This window comes from Psychrobacter immobilis (assembly GCF_904846285.1).
Classification (GTDB): Bacteria; Pseudomonadota; Gammaproteobacteria; order Pseudomonadales; family Moraxellaceae; genus Psychrobacter; species Psychrobacter immobilis_D.
This window is the reverse complement of sequence record NZ_CAJHAD010000001.1, coordinates 1-24,246: the sequence shown is the minus strand read 5'-3', so window position 1 is coordinate 24,246 and position 24,246 is coordinate 1. Positions and strand designations below refer to the sequence as shown.

Below are 24,246 nucleotides of genomic sequence, written 5' to 3'. Positions count from 1 at the left end.
TAAACTACTTAGCCACATAGCGATCGAGTCTGATTTCAAGCTTACCTTGGATAAAGGTCAAGAACAGACAGATACCCCAGTAAATAATCGCCGCTTCAGTATAAACCAGCATAAATTCATAATTACGGGCGGTGATAATCTGTGCTTGTTTAAAGAGCTCAGTGACCAGCACTAATGACGCTAACGACGTATCTTTTACCAGACTAATAAAGGTATTAGATAACGGCGGCACTGACACCCGCAGCGCTTGCGGTAAAATGACATGGCGAAAAGTTTGCAGGTAAGTCAAGCCAACCGTCGAGCCTGCTTCCCACTGCCCTTTTGGAATAGACAGAATCGACGCGCGTACCGTTTCCGACGCATAAGCGCCAATATTTAGGGAAAAGGCGATAATCGCTGAGGGGAACGGATCAAGCTTGATACCGACACTAGGCAAGCCATAAAAGATAATAAACAGCTGTACCAGCATCGGCGTCCCGCGAATAGCGGACACATAGATGCGGGCAAGCCGATAAATAATCTCATGAAACCAGCCCGCACGCGGTACGATACGAATCAGCGCCACTGTCAGCGCAATCACCATACCAATCGCAAATGAGATCAATGCCAGCGGTATCGAATAATAGATACCGCCTTTGAGCATTGGCCAAAATGAATTGATAACAATTTGCGCCCGCGCCGCATCCATAAATGGCAATATGGCTAATAAATCAGTTAACACTGAGGTGATAGAAGCTAGCATTATTTTTGTTGACTTATATCAGCACCAAAGAACTCATCGCTTAGCTTGGTTAGCGTGCCATCAGCTACAAGCGCTGCCATTGCTTCATTTAGCTTTGCAACAACGGCATCATCACCTTTGAGCAATACCAAGCCTGAACCCGTCTGCTCACTAGCAGGAGCCACCAATTTAATCTCAAGATTGGCGTCTGGGAATTTTTTTAGATAATCCAATACGGCAAGATTGTCATTCATCGTAAAGTCAGCGCGGCCTTGTTTGACCAATTGAATCGCTTGCGCCATACCATCGACAGGAACAATTTCGGCTTCGTAACGTTCTGCAAGCTCGCCATAGTTACTGCTCAGCGACTGTGCTGAACGCAGCCCTTTTAAGCTTTCCCATGAGCTATAACGACTATCAGCAGTCGGAGCCAATACCACAGCGCCTGACCAGCTATACGCTTGAGCTTTATCGTATTTTGCTAAGCGCTCAGGTGTGGTCAAACTCACTTGATTGGCAACCATATCAAAACGCTTGGAATCAAGTCCTGCTAGCATCGCATCCCACTGTGTTTCTTTAAACTCAACCTTTACGCCTAGCTTATCAGCGACCGCGCGTGTCACTTCGACATCATAACCGGTGAGCTTTCCGCTCTCATCATGATAGGTAAACGGCGGATAGGTTCCTTCAGTACCGACGTTGATGGTGCCCCCACTATTGATACGTTGGAGCAAATCAGAACCACCAGCCGCCGCACTGTCGGTCGCAGTGGTATCAGCGTCAGTAGTAGGTGATTGATTACAAGCGGCAAGCAATACGGTGCTGGCAGCAAAAGCTAAAAGAGTACGACGTTTCATAAGACGTCCTTATAAAGTAGATGAATAATGCAAAAAATATCAGAACAACAAATAGGGAGAAAACCTAGCAAACCGTTTTGACTAAAAAGCGTACCTGCCTTCTGTCATGCTTGTGTCTATCATGCTGGGCTTTGGTTTCCCGATTTGAGGATACTACGACTATTTTTCAATGCTATTTTTATATTATGTTGCAGCGTTCACGCTAAGTGACGGTTAACATTGATAATAATTCTAACCGTCAGCGCTGCTTATGCAACCAAGACTTGCTCATATACTATCGTACTTGGGTAAGAATAAACGTACAAAAACAGTGAGTATGCGTAAGATTTCTAAGGTTTATGACGAATACTTTCGATAAGGTAAACACAGACACTCTTCTATGCACTATTTTTAAGAAAAAAAACATCAACTGATATACTCAGTTGATGTCTTTTTTACTATCTTTATAAATATGCCTGCTATTTTTTAAACTTATTGGCAAATGTCTTACCCGTTTTGGCATCGACATTTATACTGATAATCTTATTAGCTTTTAAAAGGTCAGCTTTATAGTATAAAGGATGGTCAGCATAATCACGGTTATTCTTAAATTCAATTGCTAGGATTTGACCACCTGTTTGCTTTTCAGCAATATTCATCGCCGTCATAGTAGTGGTTTTTGCTTTTTTCTGAACTTGGTAATCATTAATATCATCACCGCCTAAACGCTCAGATTCCGTTTTTACCACTTTACCAGTATTGGCATCAACTTTGATTTCATAACTCATGCTGTCTGTACTAAATTCTAACTCATAAACACCGCCCTTGCCCACGGCGTCGCTATCATCGTCATCAAACTCTGCACTGACCAAAATGCCAGAAGCCTTTTTACTAGCAATAGTAATGGCTTGTTTTAAGCCAATCTTTGCCGCTTGCGCAGCGCGTATTTCATTCGTATCACTGGATGCATTAGCAGTTGTACTTATTACACCTGTCGTTAAAGCCAATGTCAGACACGTACTGAGTGTCGCTATTTTAAAGCCATTTAAAACCTTACTCATAAGATTGTCTCCTTATTGATACTGTGTTTTTCTAACGATATTTCTGTTGTTCAATTTTTTATTTAACGTGGTTTTATTCTTTATCATAACCTTGATAAGGTAAGCCTGCGAGGTAAAAAGGTATCCAAGTGTATCGTCGGTGTTTGCAAATAAAAAACCGCGCCTACTTATCGAAGTAGACGCGGTTCTGTTTAATCGGGGAATATCAGCTATTGAGAATAGTATCAGGCGCTATTATATCTAGCGCCCATTAACGCTACTTAGTTCAAGATACCATAAGCACATAACGCATCAGCAACGCGTTTGAAGCCAACAATATTTGCGCCTGTCATATAGTCGATATAACCGTTATCCGTTTGATGATATTTCTCTGAGGCTTCAGCGGCGCAATCATGAATATTTTTCATAATGCACTTTAAGCGCTCATCAACTTCTTCAAAGGTTTTATATTGGCGTACTGAGTTTTGAGACATCTCAAGACCAGATACCGCGACACCGCCAGCATTGGCCGCTTTACCGGGTGCATAATGCACACGGTGCAAACGCACATGATCAATCGCTTCAGCGGTCAATGGCATGTTAGCGCCTTCGGCAATATACTTGATACCGTTTTCGACCATCAGTTTGGCATCGTCTTCATCGACTTCGTTTTGGGTCGCTGATGGAATGGCGATATCCCCTTTAAAATGCCAAGGTTTTTGATTAGCCAACCATTCGCCGCCAAACACACCAACATATTCAGCCAACGGCTTGCTATGTGATTTCTGCTCTTTTAGCCAGTTAATTTTTTCTTGATCCATGCCGTTTTCATCGTACAGCGTACCTTGTGAATCAGATACGGTCAGTACCGTTGCACCCAGCATATGGGCTTTTTCAGCGGCATGTAAAGAAACGTTACCGGCACCTGATATCAATACCTTTTTACCTTTGATATTGTCGTTTTGGGCGGCAAGCATATTTTCTAAGAAATATACGGCGCCATAACCAGTCGCTTCGGTACGCATCAAGCTACCACCGAAACCAACACCTTTACCAGTCAATACACCGCCATGCTCACGCGTCAAGTTTTTATACATCGCAAACATATAGCTGATTTCACGGCCACCAACGCCAATATCACCAGCAGGTACGTCAATATCTTTACTGATATACGGATGCAGCTCACGCATAAAGGCATAGCAAAAACGGCGGATTTCATGATCCGACTTACCTTTAGGATCAAAATCAGTACCACCTTTACCGCCACCCATTGGCAAACCCGTCAAGGCGTTTTTAAAGATTTGCTCAAAACCTAAGAACTTGAGTACCGATTGGTTGACGGTAGGATGGAAGCGGATACCACCTTTATAAGGACCTAAAGCGTTACTGAACTGTATACGCCAGCCGCGATTTACCTGTACTTCACCCTTATCGTTTTCCCAATTGATACGAAAAGCGATCACACGGTCAGGCTCAACAAGACGCTCAAATATTTTGAACGTTTCGTATTCGGGGTGGGCGTCGTATAGCGGAGCAATAGTGATTGCAACTTCTTTTACTGCCTGAATAAATTCAGGTTGATGGGCGTAACGTGCTTCGACTTTTTCGATTGCCTGACTGATACTCATATAGGTTCCTTAGGGGAAAAATGGTCATCATGCTGATTTACACCGGCGTTTTATCGCTTAAACACAAACGATGGGATTTAAAACGCGAATGTGGGATTGAAATCGCTCCTATACGTTATGAGCTATAGAAACTGCTGGGATGAGAAGCCAACTGCTCGTGTCTCTAAATCATAAACTCAAAAGCACAAACAATTTTTATCTCATATCTATATATCATTTTTTTAAGGTATAAGTCTAGTAAATATCGCCATCATCAAAAGTTATGAGGGATTTTTTTATAATTATAAGCTATAGATACCTTTAGAATGGAAACTTGTTAGTCAGAAAATTTATGCGGATGGTGTAAATTGGTTGGTGCAATCTTATAAAAATCTGGTCGTTCTATAAACTTATTATTATGATATTTACTGAAGCTTATAACCCTTTCGAAAAAGCCAAACCAATTTCAGCAAAGGCTAAATAATGAAAAATAGCATTTAAATCAACTTTTATTTGCTATTAAAACAAACTTAAAGATAAGCGGTTATAAAAACACGCTAAAAGGTAAAAAACGGGCAATATTAAGGCTTTGATTGGCGTTCTGCCATATCAATATTAATGGTAAGGGTTTATAATATCGTCCACTAGTTAAAGCCTAAAATTAGCACATTCCCAATCCCAATTTACCCCTTTATTCATTCGTCACAGAGAAATCGTTATGCGTACAGATTCATTCCAACAAATCTTGGAAGACCTAAACAGCTCATCAGCCGATGTTGAAGCATCTGCTCTTATTTCTAACGATGGTCTTATGATTGCATCTGCGCTGCCAACAGGCGTTGATGAAGACCGCGTCGGCGCTATGTCTGCCGCTTTATTGTCACTAGGTGACCGTGCAGGTCGTGAATTGGCTCGTGGTAGCATCGACCGTATCATGATCCAAGGCGAAAAAGGCTACGTGATTATGACCTCATCAGGCGATGAAGCAGTACTGACCATTATGGCAAAACCAAACGCCAAACTGGGCTTGATATTCTTAGATATTAAACGTGCATCAGAAGCACTGGCAAAACTCATCTAATATTTATTTTTAAAGTTCTGTTATTACGGTTTTATGCGGTATCAGCGCTATAAACTACTTCATTAATAACACTTTAAATGAAAATTGAAACCTTGTCTTATAAAAAATTTTTAAGGTAATGCATACTGTTTATATTGAATGAGTGATTAGGTTTTCTAAACGTTCATTTACCAAAAGCTTTGAGTGCCTTATTAAAAGCTTTGAGAGTTTTGCAATCTTAATCAGCACAAAGTATGTATTTAAAGCCTAATTTTAAGCTTAGGTTTAAAAATTAACTTAAGACAGTATGCTTTAACCAATTCCGCTTTTTAATGATTATCACTAAGATGATAACTAAAGGAGATTACAATGGGTTCTCCACTCCCCGACGCCATGAAGCCTGAGATGCCAGCCGAACAAGTCACCATGACTTATCACGATGGCACTTCGCGCACTGTCTATGATACTGGTATCGAACGCCCTTACCCTGACGGTAAATTGATTGTGTCACGTACCGATTTAAACGGTGTTTTGACGCACGTTAATGATGCCTTTGTCGAGATTAGCGGCTATGACGTCGATGAATTAATCGGCAAGCAGCATTATATTTTGCGTCATCCTGACATGCCAAAAGCGGCCTATAAAGACTTGTGGTCGACTGCCGATGCTGGGCAAAAATGGCACGGCTATGTCAAGAACCTATGCAAAGACGGTAGCCATTACTGGGTTTATGCCACTGTTGTGCCGAACGTCCGCCGCGGCGAAACCGTTGGCTATACTTCGGTACGCCGTAAGCCATCACGCAGCAAAATTGATGCGGCAATCGCTCAATACGCCCAAATGAAACAAGACGAGGAAGCGTAAATCATGACGACACATAATATGTTAATCGCCCCTGATTTTTCGCCGGAGCGTTTTGCAGGCTGGCACATGTTTAATATCTTGATTCAAAAGCGTGCCAATCTCAATATGCACCTAAACATCCCCGCCTCGCATGCTGAACAAGAAGCCATTATCAATCAAGGCGACATTCAAGTCATTTATGCCAACCCTTTTGATGCTGCCACACTTATCCGTGAGCAAGGCTACCGTGCGGTTGCGCGTCCTATCGGTAAATCGGATGAAATGGTCATTGCCGCTGCTGCAAATAGCGACATCAATCACTTAGAGGACATCAAAGCTGGCGCTACCATAGCGATGGCTGATAACCGCGATGTAAAATTGATTGGTTTGCGTTTACTTGAAGCAGTCGATATCGAAGAAGCTGACCTTAATTGGACAGTCACTGAGACTTATCAAGCAGCAGCACGTCAAGTGATTAAAGGAGAGGCGCAAGCCGCTTTCTTTTTAGCGGAGATTTTTCATAGCTTTTCACGCTTAACCAAAGCGCAATTGTCGGTGTTAATCGAAAGTGACTTAGCAGATATCAGCCACGTCTTGCTCATTAAAGACGGCTTTCCTGATACAGAAATTCTTATGAATGCCATTCTGAATATGCATAACGATGATGATGGCAAAGAAGCGTTGGCTGAACTTGGTATGCCGCAAGGTTTTGAAGCCATGGATGAAGAAGACGCTGAATTTATGATTGATTTGATGCAAACTTTACTTGATTAGCCTATTTGTGATTCATGGTTAATTGGCATCTTACTTAAGTTGTAGCCTATTACGCTACAATAATGCTGAACAACAATCGTTATCTCATATAAAGTCATAGCGATTGTTCAAAGCGATGGTTTAATAGCATTTTTACGAATGTTCTTTTAATAACTTTTTAACAGATTCTTTAATCGTGCTATGAATAACAGGACACGCTTATGTCTGATTTAGATCTCATCAAAGAAAGTGAAATGGCGGCGCGGCGTGTCTATCGTCTTTATTCGCGTAAAATATTTATCGCTCCAAACAACCGCCATTTTCACGAACAACGTATCAATGCTGCGCTACTTTTAAACGAAAAAGAGCCGCTGCAAGGTGCCGTAGCCGATTTCTTTTATGGCTGCTGGTACGACATCCCCTATGATGTCACCAATATGTTTACCCGCTTGCAAGGTCGACTGCTGCCACATATCGAGCAAGGCTTTCGTGATTGTATCGATAAAAAAAGCTATATCCAAAAAAACAGCATGCTAGCAACGCGCTGGAGCGTACTGGTATCGCCATCCTTAAATGAACAAACCCAGCGACTGCGTATCAGTAGTGATGACGCCAAAGAAATCGCCAAAGATATCACCAGTGACTTGATGCTCGCGCGTGATAACCAAGACTTTGACACCATAGAACAAATTGAAAACGAGTTTTTTGCCCATTGTATCGCTCGCAACGACCGTCTGGCGTTCTCATTAGTTTGGTTCCGCTTGGGTAAAAGTGATTGGCAATTCAATGACCGCTGGAATAACTGTCAGCAAAAACTTGATCAAACTAAAAATGTACAAAACGCTTAAATCCTAAATCGTTTTTCTCATAGCATCATCAACATTCATCTAACGGGTAGCCGCTATGTCTTATTATTTAAACGCTGATAAAACCTATCTGACCTTGACCCCAGCCGGTATTTTTGAGGCATTTTCGCAAAGTGAACCAACGCCTGAGCAGCTATCCTTGCAAGATTTATTGTCGCATAACGAGACGCTGTTAGCCGCTGATTGGCTCGAACGCTATTCTGATGAGTGGTTAGACAGCTTTTTAGAACATGGCTGGATTGAAAAACTTTCGCTGTTTTTGCCAGCCCCGAACTTGCCACTGGATCAGTTTTTACCCTATGTGGTTTCAAGCTTGTCCGGTAAACGCCGCGCGGCGATTGGTTCTGATGAAGGGTTTTGTCTGGCACGGATTGGCTATAGCCAAGGAGAAGCGGACATGCTGAGTGTGGCGGCGGCTGACTTTTCAGGCTTTATGCTGCGCCAAAAACAACGCGGCTGGGCGGTAGAGAGCCAAGCTATCTCTTTCTTTCAGCAAGTCGATTTGTTGATTCCTGAAACCAGTTTTGTATTTCTCTGGATTGATGGCTCAGGCTACGTGCTTATCATCGATGGTGAACCTTTGACCAACAATCGCGCCTTTGTTGAGCTGGTATGGGCGCTCAAAACCTCTGGGCTTAGATTTACTAATTAAACTCATCTTTTATCAATACCATATTTAATTAGACCATTACTGTATCAAACTAGCTGCCTAATATAAATGCATTCTTTAACCATAAGAGGTGCATTTTTTATGTCTGTATCTAAATTTTATGATGATTATGTATCTCAAATCGGTCTCTATTTTTATAATCTCATAGCGTAATAAGAACACCCTTAAAATTAACAGCAAGTTGTCAAATGTTAGGTCATACTGCCTATAACCATTTAACAGTTGTCCGTGATAGACATCTACACATTTTCGAGCTTCAAACCACCTTTTGTAATACATATATTCCTCGAAAGTGGCATCCTTTGCTAACCCTTGCATTCTTACTTATTTTTTAGGACAGTTTATGACTTCGCTGACCACCGTGCGCGTGCGTTATCAAACCATTGAAATTGGCAGTACCGATATCCATATTTGCACCCTACGTGACAATCAACAATTTAGTGACCCTGATAATGAGGCATTAGACCTCGGTATTTGCTCGGCGTCATGGCCGATGTTTGGCGTGATTTGGCCATCAAGTTTGGTGCTAGCCAATCATATGCTTGATTATGATATTGCTGGCAAACGTATCTTAGAAGTTGGCTGCGGTATGGCATTATCCAGTTTATTACTCAACCACCGCCATGCCGATATCACAGCGACCGATTATCACCCAACGGTTGAGTACTTTTTGGATCGAAACACCACGCTCAATAATAATAAAGAGATTAACTTTGAGCGTTTAGACTGGGCAGAAGACAATAGCCATCTTGGCAAATTTGATATCATTATCGGTAGCGATTTGCTTTATGAAGACCAGCATATCGATATCTTGGCAGAGTTTATCGAGCGTCATGCTTTACCAACTTGTGAGGTCATCGTCGTTGACCCTGGGCGCGGGCGCAAAAATAAGCTGACCAATAAAATGGTTGAGTTTGGCTTTAGCAGTAAGCACGTCAAACCTGAGGATACTTCTTATCTTGAGCTACCTTTTAAGGGGCATATTTTGACGTTTTCGCGTTAGATTTTTATAAGCACTAATAGGTTATAAATAAAAAAAGACGCCATTTTACGGCGTCTTTTTTATGAATTTTATAGCATGACTTATTGTTCGTGTCATTTATAAGTTTATGAACTTATAAGCGGCTAACCAAAGGTGATTGTACACGTGAATAAATGATTAATGAAATACCATTAGATATCAGCTCAACCGCTAATAGGACGCCGAGAATATAGGTCGCTGATTGCGGATAGCTGGTAAAAATCATGATAGCCAATACAATCGAGATAAGCCCTGAGATTAATATTGGAACAAAAGCGACTGTTCTGCGTAAACCAAAAGCAACCATCACTCTCACAATACCGGTTACCATAAATAAAATAGCAATCACCATGGTCAAGGTTAAGATACCTTGCAGTGGGTTTTGTAGCAGCTCAATACCGATTAATATACCCAGCACACCGCCAATAGCAGCCAACACTTTACCCGTAGTGGTATAAGCACGAAACAGGGCAATGAACTGCAATATACCGACGAGAAGAAATACAAATCCAGCCAATTGTTCGGCGGCGAAACTGGCGCTAAGAGGGTTAAAAAAAGCAAAGATACCACCAAGAATACTGATGATACCAACTACTAGCCATAATGTATGACTCATAAGACGCCCTTATTTCATAGTTAACAAAAATCAAATTATATATCAGACAATTTGCACTCTTGTACGACCGTAGTAATAGATTCGAGTATTCCTGTTACTATTTAAGTTTGAGCATTGCATTGTAATCATAAGCCTGATATCTGCTATTTGAGTGACACTCCTAGCTCTTCTCTCTTAACTATCTAATACCATATTACGCCACATAGCACATCGTCAACCCAGCCCTGTTGTCTGGCATAAGCGAGCTGCTCTGAGGTATCGATATCGTAGCTAAGCTTAGGATTATTCACCACTGTCAATTGATGCGGCGGTAACGCTCTAATTAAATGACGTAGGCCTTTGTCTCCACTTAAATTAAACTGCCACTGTTTAAGTAGCAGATAATCAATAACCAATGGTAGACCAACGATAAGATTTGTCGACTCATGACTGGCACCAGCTTTACGCTCACTATGCCCATCTTTTGGCAACGTATCGAAAATCTGCCAATGCTCATAACCGCTGGCAACCACTAAATGCTTATCGGCTAGCAACTCTTTTGCATGTTCAAGATCCAATAGAATTTGGTCAACACCCATGATTAACACTCGATCAACCACTTTATGATTAAAGTTTTTATCATTAACAAATTGAGTTAGCGCCTCAATAGCAATATAAAGACTGTGTCCCATACCTATTTCGGGAGTTTGGTTGATAATAATTTTGACATTTAGATGGGTGTCGCTCAGGTTTGCTACCTCACTGGCTATCTTCCCTGCTCCTTTAGGAATGACAATGATGATAGCTTGCGGACTTGTAGTTATTGCGAGTTGTAGCATATGCCTAATGAGAGGAACACCATTTTTACAAATTAGCTGTTTGGATTGACCAAGACGGCGACTGAGTCCACTAGCTAGAATAATAATGGCATGGTTGGTTTGCTGGCTAGAGTTTTGATTTGGTATTGCGGCGCTATTTGACGTTGAATCGTTTTCCTTCATACCCAGCTCAATATTTCGGGTTTGGTATTATTGCTATCTAAAAAATCAGCGGGCGCAGTTTGCTCGTGCATAACGGCGCTTATTTGTGCCATGATGCCAAGTGCTAAGGCTTCAGGGCCGTCGCCACCTAATTTATAACCAATAGGATAATGTAGCTTTTTCACGCCGTCATTTAGACGCTCAGAATTATTTTTGACAGCACGAATCTCATTAACTAAGCGCTCGGTTCGATAACTTGGGCCTAATTGTCCAAGATACTTATAATGAGTCGAATGCTCTAGCAATAGCGAAAGACGGGCGCGGTCTTGGGTCAAACTGTGCGACATCAACGCGACCGCCGCATTATTACTCAGTTTAAGCAGTTTTTCATTATCGTCCAATGCTACTGGCATCACGATATCAGCTTCGGGAAAACGCAATCGCGTGGCATATTGAGCGCGGCTATCGATAACGATGACGTGCCAGTCCTGTAGCTTGGCCATGGTCACAAGCGGCATCACATCATTCCCTGCCCCGCAAATAAGCAAACGGTGTTGCGGCTGTAGACGCTGGATAAGCCATTCTGTGGTTATATCACCATTTTTTAAGATAACGTATTCGGTTTTTTTGTCAGAAAATTTATACGTTGATAGAGTTTTAACTAACTCTTTAATCTGATAAGTAAAAGCATTCGAGTCATCAATTAATACTTGATTACCAGTGCAACCCTCACTGATAGACGTTATCTTTCCGCTAGCAATATATTCTTCTAAATCTAGCCGCAGTCCAATCGGCAAATAACAATTGTCATTTGAGCGAATTAACGTTGCTATCGCTGCAGGTTGTTGGCTACGACGAACATGGCGAATAACTTCTAAAAACGGCATTGCAGCTGTCAAACGCTCAAACAGCACATTCACCTTGCCGTTACAGCCCAAACCAAAATTTAGCTCACTGGCCAAGTTACTTTCATTCCCAAAATCGCTATTATCGCCATATCCGACCTCTTCATCCAACTGCTCATCACCAGTTTGATAAACCTGCACATTAGCGCCGTTACGCGTCAACCAAAAAGCGCGTTTGATAATATGCGGCTCCAAGCAGCCACCACTAATCATCCCAACCGAGCGCCCATCAGCGCAGATAAGCATTATTGCGCCAGCCCGACGATATGCCGAGCCTTCGGTGCGCACTACCGTTGCTAACACCGCATCGATGTTTTGCTGCTGTACTTCGCTAGCTAGTTTCAGAATATCAGCGACCTGATTCATAACCCCTCTTATATGCTATTTATTCTTATATTAAAATTACGTTTCGCCTTGTAAAAAACCGCTAGTAATAATCGCTAGCGGGTTGCTGATATCAGTTATCAACTATGAGTTACCAATTCGTTTATTCCAATTGTCCTATTCATCTGGATTACGTAAGGATAACTACTCGGGCAATTCATAAAGGAGCTTATCAAGTGTGATGGGGAAATCATAAACTCGCACGCCGACCGCATTATAAATCGCATTGGCAATAGCAGCGGCAGCACCTGATATAGCGGTCTCGCCAATCCCTTTGATATGCATTGGGTTGGTATAAGGATCGTCTTCTTCCACCAATATCACCTCCAGTTGCGGTACATCAGCATTGACTGGAATATGGTATTCAGCAAGGTCATGATTGCATAGGCGACCATCGCGCTTATCATGGATGACCTCTTCCATTAGCGCGGAGCCGATGCCAAACACCATACCGCCGTAGCACTGCGAGGTAGCTGTTTTTTGGTTGAGAATACGTCCAGCGGCGAATGCACCTACCATGCGTTTCACGCGAATCTCGCCGGTCACTCTATGTACCGCTACTTCTACAAAGTTAGCACCAAAAGACGCCTGACGGTGGCTTTTGGCATTTTTACCCGGCGCGATTTGACCTTTAGCACTAATCTTTTGCTCATCGTATTCAGCGATAATATCTGCCAGTGCATAAGACTGAAAATTGCTAAAATCGTATTTTTCTGCAGCAGACTTGGGTAACGTTAAGCCGGTTTTTTCAGTGACTTTGTGTTTTAAACCTAGCACTTTATCTTTAAGCGTTTCTACCGCCGCTTCTGAAATACTAGGATCATGCTCGCCTGCTTGTTTAATCTGACCTTTATCAAGCTGAATGGTATCTGGATAAAGACCAACTTTTTCTGCCAGCATTTCACGCAGTTGCTCACAGGCGAGATAAACCCCACTACCAGCGCTTGCTGCGCCCATGCTACCACCTGAACCAACTGCAGGCGGCAATTCACTATCGCCCAATTTCATCTCGATGTGGTCTATCGGCAAGCCCAGTAAATCAGCGGCCACCTGAGAAAAGACCGTATAAGAGCCAGTACCGATATCAGTCATATCGGTTTCGATAATGGCTTTAACGCCAAGTGCTTTCGAATGATCAATTTTCAGTGTCGCCCGCGCTTCTGAAGGTTTCAACTGGTTACCACGAGCAGATGCCGCCATACCCGTGCCAATCCACCAATCGTCCTCTAACTGGCTGGCAGGTTTAGGGTTGCGCTGCTCCCAACCAAACTGTGCGGCCCCTTGCTCCATACACGCAAGCAGTTGCCGCGTTGAAAACGGGATATCTTGGCTTGGATCTTGCTCAGGCTCGTTACGGCGGCGCAGCTCAAGCGGATCCATATTCAATTGCGTGGCCAATTCATCCATCGCACATTCAACCGCAATCATACCGACCGCTTCGCCAGGCGCACGCATAGAGCCAGAAAGCACCTGATTCATATCTACTTTTTTATAATTCACCCGGCGATTTTCACCGCGGTATAAATATTTAGTAGACAAAGCCGTCGGCTCAAAAAATGCCTCACCCGGTAAATTACTACTGACGGTATCGTGAATCATAGTATTGATGATGCCGTCTTTATCACAGCCAATAGCAATACGTTGACGAGTGTTTGAGCGCCTGACGGTCGCCTCCATCACTTGCGGACGCGTCATACTGATTAGCACAGGGCGACCAAGCTCTTTTGCCGCAATCGCTGCTGCAATCGATTCAGGTGCAATGCCTAATTTACTACCGAAGCCACCGCCGACAAAATAAGAGATCAATTGCACCTGATCTTTATTTAAAGCCAAAGCGTCCATCACTTGCTGCTTACAAGAGGCGATCATCTGGTTTGAGGTGTACATGATGAGCTTATCGTCTTCCCAATAGGCCAGCGTGGCGTGCGGCTCCATCGGCGAATTGCTCTGGCTTGGCGTATGATAAAAGCGGTCAAGCGTAACGGCAGAATCGGCAAGCCCTTGTTCTGGATCACCTTTTATAGCGTTTTTATCTGCGCCTTTTTTTTCATCGACATCATGGGCGCTTGCAAGCTCTTTGGTAAAGTTCATTGCCGCTTGTTCAGTTTCGTCTTTATAAATGACTTTGATAGCGTTGGCGCCTTCGGTTGCCGCTTCAAAGGTTTCGGCAATGACTACAGCAATCGGTTGCCCATGATAAAAAATCTCGCTGGCGCCCTGTGTCGGCGCTTTGGTTTCGCCGCCTTGCTGTGAGTTTCGCAAAAAATGCTGCGGATCGGTAACGACTTTAATGATGCTAGGAATATCATCTAAAGCGCTACTATCGATATTTTCCACTTGTCCTTTGGCAATCTTGGCACTGACCAACACGCCATACACTTGATTTTCTCGATAAATCTCTGCCGAATAAGGCGCTTGTCCGCTGACCTTTAGTGAGCCATCGACACGGTTAATGGGTTTACCGACCAAATTGCTTGCCGTTTTGTCAAAAAGCGAATCGACAGGCTCATTCATCATCATTTTTTTGGTAGGTTCTGATGGCAATACTGAGTCCAATAAAGACATGATTATGCTCCCTCGCCCGCTAAGGCGCGCTGAATGACTTGTTTAAGTAGGCGACGTGTCAGTGGTATCTTAAAATCGTTTTGACCGTGACCTTTGGCATCTTGTAATAATAAATCTGCGGCTTGCCCGATAGTAGCGTCATCACCTGTGGTATTGGTTAATAATCGCTCTACCGCTTCATTGCGCCATGGCTGAGTGCCGATACCGCCAAATGCCAAACGTACGGTTGCCAAATTACCATTATCATCGCTATCTATGACGGCAGCGCAAGAGACCAAAGCAAAAGCGTAAGAGGCGCGGTCTCGAACTTTGTCGTACGTATGCATACCTTTGATAGGTGCTGGCATTACAATATGAGTGATAAGCTCGCCTGACTCTAAAACGTTTTCGATATGCGGTGTGTCTTTCGGCAAACAATAAAAATCCTTAATCGCAATATTACGTGTGCTGCCATCTGCTTTCACCGTTTCAAGCGTCGCATCAAGCAAACGCATCGCCACCGCCATATCGGAGGGATGTTGGGCAATACAAGCATCACTGGTACCTAAGATGGCAAGGGTGCGGTTCTCGCCATTGATAGCGGGACAGCCGGTACCGGGTTCACGCTTATTGCACGGGCTATCGGTTTGATAAAAATAATAACAACGCGTACGCTGTAAAAAGTTGCCGCCAGTTGTGGCTTTATTACGCAATTGCCCAGTCGCGCCTGCCAAAATAGCCCGAGATAATACTGGATAATTGGCAATCACTTCTGGATGCGCCGCCAAATCACTATTGGTCACGAGCGTACCGATTCGTAATCCACCATCAGCGGTCGTTTCGATTTGCTCGAGCTCTAGGCGAGTCACATCAACCAGTTTGATAGGCGTTTCAATTTCTAGCTTCATCAAATCTAGTAAGTTAGTACCTCCAGCGATAAATGACGCTTCCTTTGAACTGGCAGAAATTGCCGCTTGCTCAGGCGCAGTAGCACGGATATATTCAAAGCGTTTCATGAACGACCTCCTACTTGCGCCGTATGGCTTTTATTTTGTGACGGTTTGTTTTTTGAAGGTTTGCTAAGCTGCGTTTCACTGGGCGGAGGTGACCAAATACCTGTGACGCTTGAAACATCGGAGCCTTTTTGGGTTACAGTTTTAGCAACAGCGTTATCTTTTATCTCACTCTCCAAAACCTGCGAGATGGCATTAATAATATTTGGATAAGCAGAACAGCGGCAAATATTGCCACTCATACGTTCAGAGATTTCTTGTACTAGCAAGCCGTCAGGATTTTGCAAATCTGTAGTCACGTAGCTTGGCCAATTTTGCTTAATCTCTTCTATCACGGCAGTCGCTGAACAAATTTGCCCCGGCGTACAGTAACCACACTGAAACGCATCATGGTCTTTAAACGCTTGCTGCAATTCAGATAGCGATTCAGGCAAGCCAATGCCTTCAATTGTTGTAATCTCATCACAGTCGTGCATAACCGCAAGGGTCAGACAAGAATTGACCCGTCGGCCATTAATCAGCATGGTACAAGCGCCACATTGACCGTGGTCGCAACCTTTTTTGGGTCCAGTTATTTGTAGATGTTGGCGGCAGACATCAAGCAATGTCGTGCGCGCATCAAGATTGTTGAGCTGATACTCTTGCTTATTAATCGTTAACGTCAAAGTAGACATGCTGGCTTCTCGCTGGCAGATAATAGATGAAAGTGATGAAAGTGATGAAAGAATAGTTATAGACGCTTTTGAACAAGCGTTAATCAATTTATTATGTCTTATCAAAAACGGCACTTTGTTTTTACTTTGTTGTCATTACAGTGTAGTTTTTTAATCAAAATTCGTTGACAAATATTTTTTTACCCTGCATTAACCTTAGTTCTAACCTATTTAATACCTACTTAATACCTGCTCTCGGTCATGTTAATTTTTAAATAGAACCTGTAACTCAGCAGCCATTGTAATCACCGCCCCATTCTCTTAATATCGATTGAATCTTATAAAAAAACTTCATAAATAAATAAAGCATCACCAATAAAATAGGTAGGAAAATATGGACAATTCAAAACAGCCACTGCGCATAGATATCGTCTCAGACGTGGTTTGCCCTTGGTGTATTATCGGCTACCGTCAATTGGCTGAGGCGCTTAAGCAAACCAATACCGAACATGAAATACATTGGCATCCGTTTGAGCTAAACAGCAATATGCCAAGCGAAGGACAAAACTTACGCGAGCATATTATGGAAAAATATGGCTCTAGCAAGGAAGAATCAGATGCGAGTCGCATTAGAATGACGGAAGCAGGCTCTGAAGTCGGCTTTGAGTTTCATTTCAACGATGACACGCGTATGCATAATACTTTTAATCTGCATCAGTTGTTGTACTGGGCTGGTCAGCAAGGGCAAAAGCCAATGCATGATTTAAAGCAGGCGTTATTCATTGCTCACTTTACCGATGGTCGCAATATTTCTGATAATACAGTGTTGGCCGATATTGCAGCGGAAGTAGGACTTGATCGTGACGAGGCGCTCGCGGTATTAGAAGAGCAGCGTTTTGCCAAAGAGGTACGCGCAGAAGAGCGGCACTGGCAGCAGCAAGGTATTCAGAGTGTACCAGCAATGATTTTTAATGAGCGGCATTTAGTCAGTGGCGCACAAGGCGTGGACAATTACGTCAATATTTTAGAACAATTGGCCACTATGCAAGATTAGGTAATGAAAAGTATAGCTCAGTTTAACGGTTATTTAACATCCAGATACCCTTGAAACTTCAGTCATTATTTAAACCACTTAAATATTAGACATCGTTATTGGCATGTCTATTAGGACAGTTTTATATGAGCAAAGACAAACTGATCACCTTATCAGATGAAGCAGAAGAAATTGTTTTGGATAAGCTTAGAGATTATATGAGCGAGGAATTTGATGTCGATATTGGTAATTTACCCGCCAAGTTTTTATTAGACTTTATCATCGAAACCATAGGACCACATCTATATAGTCAAGTGATTGATGATCTTGAACCTTGGCTATACGATAGGTTTACGGCAGTGCTAGAAGATATGCACAGCTTTAAAAAAGATTAAAAAACTAATAAAAAAATGCCGCCCTGTAATAGGAGCGGCATCTTCGTTTTATAACGCTAAAACAAACCTAGTTAAACTTTTAGAAATGCACCACAGAGCGAATACTCTCGCCTTTATGCATCAAGTCAAAGGCTTCATTGATGTCTTCTAATGGCATGGTGTGGGTAATAAAATCTTGTAATGGAATCTCACCCGCTAAATAACGCTCAACGTAGCCTGGCAACTCTGAGCGACCTTTGACACCGCCAAATGCTGAACCGCGCCAGACGCGCCCAGTCACGAGCTGAAATGGACGGGTTGAGATCTCTTTCCCTGCGCCAGCGACACCGATAATAACTGATTCGCCCCAACCTTTATGACAGCACTCTAGCGCTGAGCGCATGATATCGACGTTACCGATACATTCAAATGAATAGTCAACGCCGCCATCTGTCATCTCAACGATGACATCTTGAATGGGTTTGTCGCAATCTTTTGGATTGATACAGTCAGTTGCACCAAGTTTTCTTGCTAGCTCAAACTTGCTTTCGTTAATATCAATAGCAATGATACGGCTGGCTTTGGCCATTTGCGCGCCAATAATCGCTGATAGTCCAATACCGCCTAGACCGAAGATGGCAACCGTCGCGCCCTCTTCTACCTTGGCCGTATTCATCACCGCACCCATACCGGTAGTAACACCGCAACCGAGCAAACAAACTTCTTCTAGTGGCGCTTCTTTATTCACTTTTGCCAAGGAAATTTCTGGCAACACGGTATATTCAGAGAAAGTTGAGCAGCCCATATAATGATAAATTGGCTCACCGTCTTTATAAAAACGCGTGGTGCCATCCGGCATTAAGCCTTTACCTTGGGTCTCACGTACCGCTGAGCACAGGTTGGTTTTGCCTGATAGGCACATTTTACATTCGCCACATTCTGCGGTGTATAACGGAATAACGTGATCGCCGACTTGAACGCTGGTCACGCCTTCGCCGATTTGCTCAACGATACCGCCACCTTCATGACCCAAAATTGCTGGGAATACGCCTTCTGGATCTTCACCTGATAGGGTAAAGGCATCAGTATGACAAACGCCACTAGCGACGATTTTCACCAGCACTTCGCCTTTACGTGGCAGCATGACATCCACTTCTTCGATAGACAGTGGCTGGTTAGGACCCCACGCAATAGCAGCTTTCGATTTAATAAATTTATCTGACATATTATTCTCTCTTTTTTAATTAATTTTATCGTTTATTACCCGCAGACCAATTTAGCTTATAGCGCTTGCTTGATAGAGGCAAGTGCTAGTTATATCAGTCTGTAAAGTGTTAATTTTATACTGTCCATTATAGTTGTTTCTGCTGCGATAACAATATGCTATATTTGCAAATATCTTTTACACAGTGGTAATAATCATGCGCTGGGATGGCATTAGCGAGTTCGTTTATGTGGCGGAGTACGAAAGCTTTACGCGGGCGGCAAAAGAATTGGGTATTTCAACCGCGCAAGTCAGTCGGCAGATAAGCGCTTTAGAAAAACGCCTTAATATTAAATTGCTCTATCGCACGACGCGCAAGGTATCGCTGACAGAAGAAGGTCGGGTGTTTTATCAGCACTGCCGCAGTGTGCTCGATGGCTTGGATGCTGCCGAACAAGCAGTGAGCAATTTACAGTCAAAGCCCCAAGGCAGAATTAAATTGACCGCCCCTGTCACTTATGGCGAGCAGCAATTGTTGCCACTGGTCAATGACTTCATGGTGCAGTATCGCGATATTGAAGTAACGGCTTTTTTGAGCAATCAAAAAATCGACTTGGTCGAGGGCGGTTATGACTTGGCGATTCGTATTGGCAAATTAAGCGACTCAACGATGATGGCAAAAAAACTTAGTCATCGCACCAACTTTGTTTGCGCCGCGCCCGCTTATCTAGAAAAATACGGTATACCATATTCTCTAGCCGATCTAAGACAACATAATTGCTTACTGGGCACGCGTGATTATTGGCACTTTATAGAACATAGCGACAACGCTAACAATGCTGATAAAGAAACAAACCTGCGGGTCTCTGGTAGCGTGCAATATAACAGTGGTCACAGCCTAGTCGATGCCGCCTTAAAAGGTCTAGGTATCGTCCAGCTGCCTGATTATTACGTGCAGCAATACTTGACATCAGGTGAGCTGGTCAGCTTACTAGATAACTATAGAGAGCCTGAAGAAAGTATCTGGGCCGTCTATCCGCATAATCGTCATTTATCACCGAAGATTAGATTATTGGTAGATTATTTGGCAGAGCGCCTAGCGTAAATATAAAAAGTTATGGTCGGATTTTACTTAATATGAATGTTTTCCAATACTTTTAAGAAATGTCTATAGTATTAGAAATAAGACCATTTGACACAACCATCACTCATTGAATAAACACTCATATTAAAAGGACTTTTTATGCTTAAGACTATCTCTTTTATATCTTTAACAGCTTCACTTATTAGCAATGCTCAGACCGTGCGATTTGCTCATGCAACTCTACTTTTAACTTCTTGGCACATTCGATAATCTTTTTTCGACCGGCAGGTATAGCGCCATACTCAATTGCTATTTCACGCATTTGCACGGTGACATCATAATGTGGATAACTGGCGTTTCGATGGAATAAGCGCTTATCTACGTCAATAAGTGCGGCAAAATCATGCAATTCTTGCAGGGTATCGGCCAACATATGGCACCATTTATAGCCTTTAAATTCTATCTGCATAAAATCAACGTAAATTGACATAGAGCTGATTCCTTGGTACTTCTATTTTTCGCCTTAACATTTATTTGCTTCAGCTAATAATCTTAGCTTGTTATTTTAAAGCATTTACTACTCACCAATCAATTTAGCCTGGGTAAACGAAGCTTGCTAAGCTAGCATTGAATGTAAGAGCTGTTTTAAGCTAACTACTTTGAGGAATAGGAAACACCTTGTCATAAATCCAGTTGTAAACAAAGGTATAAATCAGATAAAAGGTCGACATCGCGATATCCATCTTAAACGCTTCCCTCAGGCTGATATTCAAATACCATGCAATCACGGGTAAAAATAGCAACAATAGCGCGCCCTTAAATAAAACTGCTTGAAGCACGCGTATTGCTACGGTCTTTTGCACCGCGCCGCGTAGCCTGAGCATAGCTCGGTCAAACAAAATATTATAAAAGTAATTTCAAAAAGTCGCGACGATAGAGCCCGCCACTGCCATTACGCCCATCAGATGCAGCTCAAACTCCAATACTAAGCTCGCTAGCGGTGCAAAGATATTAGACCTATAATCTCAAACCCTAAGGCGTGACGAATTCGGTCTTTTTTGTTACGCATGAAACTTCCTACTTTATTTATCAGCTTTTTTTATAGACTTTGCTAATAGCTTATCCTCTTACCACTGCACCTAAAATCGTTTGATTTTTTGATGTAATGAATCCTAGCACTCATAATTGATCAGATAAAAAATTGCTTTATAGAAAAAAGATGCAAACCAGTTCATGGGTTGCATCTTTTACAGTAGAGATTCAGAGATTACTATTATGAGTTTTCGTGTTTAGCGCAAGAAGCAGGTTTCCAATAAACCTCTGATACACCAAAAGCATCATCTCGCATTCTGCCTTCATAGCCTTTATCAAAGATGATTTTATATTGGCAAGTCTCTACCTTATTGTTAGCATCATAGAACTTAAGAATATAATCCCATTCGCGCGCATTAAAGCCTTCACTAAAATGAGGAGTTCCTATTAATTTATAAATCTCATCTTTGGTAGTCCCTACTCTAATTTTTGCCACATCCTGATGATTAACGATCGTGCCACCTTTCTGCCAAGCTTTATTAGGGTCAGGGAATACTAAGTCATCAGGATTGACAGAGCCTGTTTGTGCGCTAGGTGTCAAATGCCAAGTTGGCATTATATTTTTTTGCGCACAGCCAGACACCGTGAAAAGCAATGCGGTCGTTACTAACAAACCATAATGAGCGACAGGTTTTTTCATTATTCATTCCTTAATATTTTTTATGGGTAATATGGCAACGCATCTCTATTACAAATAAGCGCTGCCATAAAAAGATATAGCAATACTAGTTCTAGAAATGAAAGCCTGCGCCAATCGCTCCGCCCGCATTCCCCTGTGTATCTGCTGTACCATTTGCCTTAATTACCCAGCGACCATTATCAGAGACTTTAGATACACCAACTGCAACAGCACTTTGACCATTATAGGTAGCGATACCACCACCTACCATTGACTTGCCAGGTATATAAGCTTGTGGGAGAGATGACATTGCCATAGCAGCTGAGATGCCTGCATTCGCATCATCTTCTACTTCATTAATTTTATAACCTAGCTCATTGATACTGTTACCAAGACGCTTATCTAAAGCATTTAACTGCCCAAAGTTGACCGCATCTTTCACTTCGATACCATCAGCGACTCCAGTAATGGTTTTGTCACCAGCATATATGCCATCGACAGTCATACTCGGACCATCTTTAATAATCACACCTTTATTGTTGATCGTCGTATTGCCAGTCGTCACACTATCGACACTAATATTACCGTTTAAATCAAACTTAATGCCGTTACCAGTCGCCGTGGTGGTGATATTATTGCCGCCTTCAAACTTAAGAGCAGTACTATCGCCTACTGATTTATTGATATCGTTACCACTATCAGCACCGAAGCTTAGGCCAGAATTAAGTCTATTAGTGTTTGCTTTGATGTCATCGGTATTTGCTTTGATACTGTCATTATTGGCTTTGATGTTGTTAGCATTAGTTTTAATACTATCAGTATTGGCTTTAATACTTTCATTCGCCTGAGCGTTACCATTATTAATAGAAGCGATAGCATCATGAATAGTGGATTCACCTGTATTGCCAATGCCATTACTACCAGCTACCAATTTGCCATTTTCATATTTAGCGCCACCACCGATAATACCAGCGACACCACCACCCAGACTATCTAGTTGTCCTTTATTGACGGCATCTGATACGTTTAATCCATTGGCTACGTTGGTAATAGTAGTTCCTCCACTAGTGACAACAGTATTGCCATTGTTGCCGGTGCCAGTCGAAACAGAAGTACCAGCCAAGGTAATATTGCCTTTATTGATATTGCCATCTTTTTTATCATACTGAACGGCCGCATCATTAAGTGTGGTATTGCTCCCACCGATGTTATCAATTTTGGCATTGACGGCCTTTAGCTGAGAGACGTTAACGGCATCAGAATCGGCAGTACCGGCTGCAACACCTGTGATTTGACGGTAAATACCAGCCTCCGCATTACCTACAGCAACCGCGCCTCTATTACTCCTAGTCGCTAGTATGAGATCATTGATATCATTAATATTTGCTAGATAACCGATAATACCACCTTTGGTAGTTGTACCGGATTCGCTACCCAATACTACTGAACCAGCGACTGTTTGTATAACATTATTCCCTAGAACAAAAGTATCGTCACTATCGATATTATTGTTGTTACCTACAGAATAACTACTACTACCGTCGATAATATTTGGATCACCAAAAGCGCCAGAGTTATCGCCATTAACAATATTGCCAGTACCAATGGCAATGGACTGATTACCGTTAGCTTGAGAGCCGTTACCAATGGCAACCGAAGAAGCGCCTTCAACACGTGTGTTATGACCTAAGGCAATCGAAGACTCACCGTTTCTAGTAATAATGGCATTGACGCCAATCGCAGTTGAGTTATCTCCGCCAGCACTAGAATCGTTAGTTAATGCATCGCCAACCGGAGGAGCAACTCCATTGGTATGAGAGAACTTAACACCTTCAGTATTCATTTTTTGTACAGTTTCACCAATAGTTAGGCGATCTGTTACTCCTTGCCCTCTAACATTATAAGTCAGGAATAAGGAGTCTAAATCCTCATTATTCACATTATTGTTAACAATTTGGTCCGCGATATTGACGGTGATTTCATCACCATTTTTATCAAATATCTTGACTTTAGTGACGTTATCTAGCTGACCTTTATTCACTGCATCAGCAGCATTAATACCGTTTGCAATGTTAGTAAGCGTAGTTCCACCACGGACAACAATATTGTTATCATTTTTATCTTTACCAATAACAGCTGGTGCGCCCGCAAAACTGACTCGGTCGTAATTCACTGTATTATCCGTATTACGATCATACTGAACTCCACCTGCTGTTATATTCCCAGTAATAGCATCTAACTGGCTTTTATTAACAGCATCAGTTGCGTCCTCTCCTGCTAACACACCGGTGATCTTCTTATTGCCAGCATCAATGCCTGTCGTCGTGATGCTTGGGCCACCTGTGATGC

General features: G+C 42.5%; 24 protein-coding genes. 9 read left to right on the top strand and 15 right to left on the bottom strand.

Annotated features, from left to right (window positions below):
- Window positions 1-4: 4 nt before the first annotated feature.
- From JMX13_RS00120 to gdhA, 4 genes are all read right to left on the bottom strand, one after another.
- On the bottom strand, window positions 5-688 hold the full coding sequence (locus JMX13_RS00120) for an amino acid ABC transporter permease (protein WP_201609226.1): 684 nt from the start codon (window positions 686-688) through the stop codon (window positions 5-7).
- Window positions 689-741: 53 nt separating this feature from the next.
- Complete coding sequence (locus JMX13_RS00115) at window positions 742-1,578, bottom strand: amino acid ABC transporter substrate-binding protein (RefSeq protein ID WP_201608813.1); 837 nt, start codon at window positions 1,576-1,578, stop codon at window positions 742-744.
- A gap of 458 nt (window positions 1,579-2,036) precedes the next feature.
- Window positions 2,037-2,618 carry a PepSY domain-containing protein gene (locus JMX13_RS00110; RefSeq protein ID WP_201608812.1) on the bottom strand — a complete coding sequence of 194 codons (582 nt, stop codon included), beginning with the start codon at window positions 2,616-2,618 and terminating at the stop codon, window positions 2,037-2,039.
- A gap of 260 nt (window positions 2,619-2,878) precedes the next feature.
- On the bottom strand, window positions 2,879-4,225 hold the full coding sequence (gene gdhA / locus JMX13_RS00105; protein WP_201608811.1) for an NADP-specific glutamate dehydrogenase: 1,347 nt from the start codon (window positions 4,223-4,225) through the stop codon (window positions 2,879-2,881).
- Window positions 4,226-4,922: 697 nt separating this feature from the next.
- Here gdhA and JMX13_RS00100 point away from each other — a divergent pair.
- From JMX13_RS00100 to JMX13_RS00075, 6 genes are all read left to right on the top strand, one after another.
- Window positions 4,923-5,285: a roadblock/LC7 domain-containing protein gene (locus tag JMX13_RS00100; RefSeq protein ID WP_010201036.1), complete on the top strand. Its 363-nt coding sequence runs from the start codon at window positions 4,923-4,925 to the stop codon at window positions 5,283-5,285.
- A gap of 348 nt (window positions 5,286-5,633) precedes the next feature.
- Window positions 5,634-6,128, top strand: coding sequence for a PAS domain-containing protein (locus tag JMX13_RS00095; protein WP_201608810.1), 495 nt, complete (start codon window positions 5,634-5,636; stop codon window positions 6,126-6,128).
- Window positions 6,129-6,131: 3 nt separating this feature from the next.
- Window positions 6,132-6,881, top strand: coding sequence for a PhnD/SsuA/transferrin family substrate-binding protein (locus JMX13_RS00090; RefSeq protein ID WP_201608809.1), 750 nt, complete (start codon window positions 6,132-6,134; stop codon window positions 6,879-6,881).
- 200 nt (window positions 6,882-7,081) lie between these two features.
- Window positions 7,082-7,708, top strand: coding sequence for a hypothetical protein (locus tag JMX13_RS00085; RefSeq protein WP_201608808.1), 627 nt, complete (start codon window positions 7,082-7,084; stop codon window positions 7,706-7,708).
- 55 nt (window positions 7,709-7,763) lie between these two features.
- Window positions 7,764-8,378: a hypothetical protein gene (locus JMX13_RS00080; RefSeq protein WP_201608807.1), complete on the top strand. Its 615-nt coding sequence runs from the start codon at window positions 7,764-7,766 to the stop codon at window positions 8,376-8,378.
- A 361-nt stretch (window positions 8,379-8,739) separates the two neighbouring features.
- A complete protein-coding gene (locus tag JMX13_RS00075; RefSeq protein ID WP_201544780.1) occupies window positions 8,740-9,399 on the top strand; it encodes a class I SAM-dependent methyltransferase in 660 nt (219 codons plus the stop codon).
- Window positions 9,400-9,511: 112 nt separating this feature from the next.
- Here the strand turns inward: JMX13_RS00075 and JMX13_RS00070 are convergent, their stop codons facing one another.
- From JMX13_RS00070 to JMX13_RS00045, 6 genes are all read right to left on the bottom strand, one after another.
- Window positions 9,512-10,033: an HdeD family acid-resistance protein gene (locus tag JMX13_RS00070; protein WP_201608806.1), complete on the bottom strand. Its 522-nt coding sequence runs from the start codon at window positions 10,031-10,033 to the stop codon at window positions 9,512-9,514.
- A 182-nt stretch (window positions 10,034-10,215) separates the two neighbouring features.
- Window positions 10,216-11,013 (bottom strand): NTP transferase domain-containing protein, encoded by a 798-nt coding sequence (locus JMX13_RS00065; RefSeq protein WP_201608805.1) that lies wholly within the window; start codon window positions 11,011-11,013, stop codon window positions 10,216-10,218.
- Entirely contained in the window at window positions 11,010-12,263 is a 1,254-nt protein-coding gene (locus tag JMX13_RS00060) for an XdhC family protein (protein WP_201608804.1), read from the bottom strand. The genes JMX13_RS00065 and JMX13_RS00060 overlap by 4 nt, the downstream gene beginning before the upstream one ends.
- A 162-nt stretch (window positions 12,264-12,425) precedes the next feature.
- Entirely contained in the window at window positions 12,426-14,846 is a 2,421-nt protein-coding gene (locus JMX13_RS00055; protein ID WP_201608803.1) for a xanthine dehydrogenase family protein molybdopterin-binding subunit, read from the bottom strand.
- A gap of 2 nt (window positions 14,847-14,848) precedes the next feature.
- Window positions 14,849-15,841, bottom strand: a complete 993-nt coding sequence (locus JMX13_RS00050) for an FAD binding domain-containing protein (RefSeq protein ID WP_201608802.1) — start codon at window positions 15,839-15,841, stop codon at window positions 14,849-14,851.
- Window positions 15,838-16,512: a 2Fe-2S iron-sulfur cluster-binding protein gene (locus JMX13_RS00045; RefSeq protein ID WP_201608801.1), complete on the bottom strand. Its 675-nt coding sequence runs from the start codon at window positions 16,510-16,512 to the stop codon at window positions 15,838-15,840. Before JMX13_RS00045 ends, JMX13_RS00050 begins: the two co-directional genes overlap by 4 nt.
- 373 nt (window positions 16,513-16,885) lie before the next feature.
- Here JMX13_RS00045 and JMX13_RS00040 point away from each other — a divergent pair, with 373 nt between their 5' ends.
- Both JMX13_RS00040 and JMX13_RS00035 read left to right on the top strand, forming a co-directional pair.
- The gene (locus JMX13_RS00040) at window positions 16,886-17,545 is read left to right on the top strand and encodes a DsbA family oxidoreductase (protein WP_201608800.1); all 660 of its coding nucleotides are present in this window, start codon (window positions 16,886-16,888) and stop codon (window positions 17,543-17,545) included.
- 125 nt (window positions 17,546-17,670) lie between these two features.
- The gene (locus JMX13_RS00035) at window positions 17,671-17,919 is read left to right on the top strand and encodes a DUF2164 domain-containing protein (protein WP_201608799.1); all 249 of its coding nucleotides are present in this window, start codon (window positions 17,671-17,673) and stop codon (window positions 17,917-17,919) included.
- A gap of 79 nt (window positions 17,920-17,998) precedes the next feature.
- Here JMX13_RS00035 and JMX13_RS00030 read toward each other — a convergent pair whose 3' ends face one another.
- Complete coding sequence (locus JMX13_RS00030; RefSeq protein WP_201608798.1) at window positions 17,999-19,123, bottom strand: S-(hydroxymethyl)glutathione dehydrogenase/class III alcohol dehydrogenase; 1,125 nt, start codon at window positions 19,121-19,123, stop codon at window positions 17,999-18,001.
- 196 nt (window positions 19,124-19,319) lie between these two features.
- On the opposite strand from JMX13_RS00030, the gene JMX13_RS00025 reads away from it, so the two are divergent.
- Window positions 19,320-20,207, top strand: a complete 888-nt coding sequence (locus JMX13_RS00025; protein ID WP_227686145.1) for a LysR family transcriptional regulator — start codon at window positions 19,320-19,322, stop codon at window positions 20,205-20,207.
- A gap of 181 nt (window positions 20,208-20,388) precedes the next feature.
- On the opposite strand, the gene JMX13_RS00020 is transcribed toward JMX13_RS00025, so the two are convergent.
- The 4 genes from JMX13_RS00020 to JMX13_RS00005 form a co-directional block, all read right to left on the bottom strand.
- Window positions 20,389-20,676 (bottom strand): DUF4031 domain-containing protein, encoded by a 288-nt coding sequence (locus tag JMX13_RS00020; RefSeq protein WP_201608797.1) that lies wholly within the window; start codon window positions 20,674-20,676, stop codon window positions 20,389-20,391.
- Between the two features lie 160 nt (window positions 20,677-20,836).
- Window positions 20,837-21,070 (bottom strand): chlorhexidine efflux transporter, encoded by a 234-nt coding sequence (locus tag JMX13_RS13740; RefSeq protein ID WP_201608796.1) that lies wholly within the window; start codon window positions 21,068-21,070, stop codon window positions 20,837-20,839.
- 389 nt (window positions 21,071-21,459) lie between these two features.
- Window positions 21,460-21,918, bottom strand: a complete 459-nt coding sequence (locus tag JMX13_RS00010) for an outer membrane protein assembly factor BamE (protein WP_201608795.1) — start codon at window positions 21,916-21,918, stop codon at window positions 21,460-21,462.
- Between the two features lie 91 nt (window positions 21,919-22,009).
- Window positions 22,010-24,246 (bottom strand): YadA family autotransporter adhesin (locus tag JMX13_RS00005; RefSeq protein WP_201608794.1); only part of this gene is annotated, 2,237 nt, incomplete at its 5' end.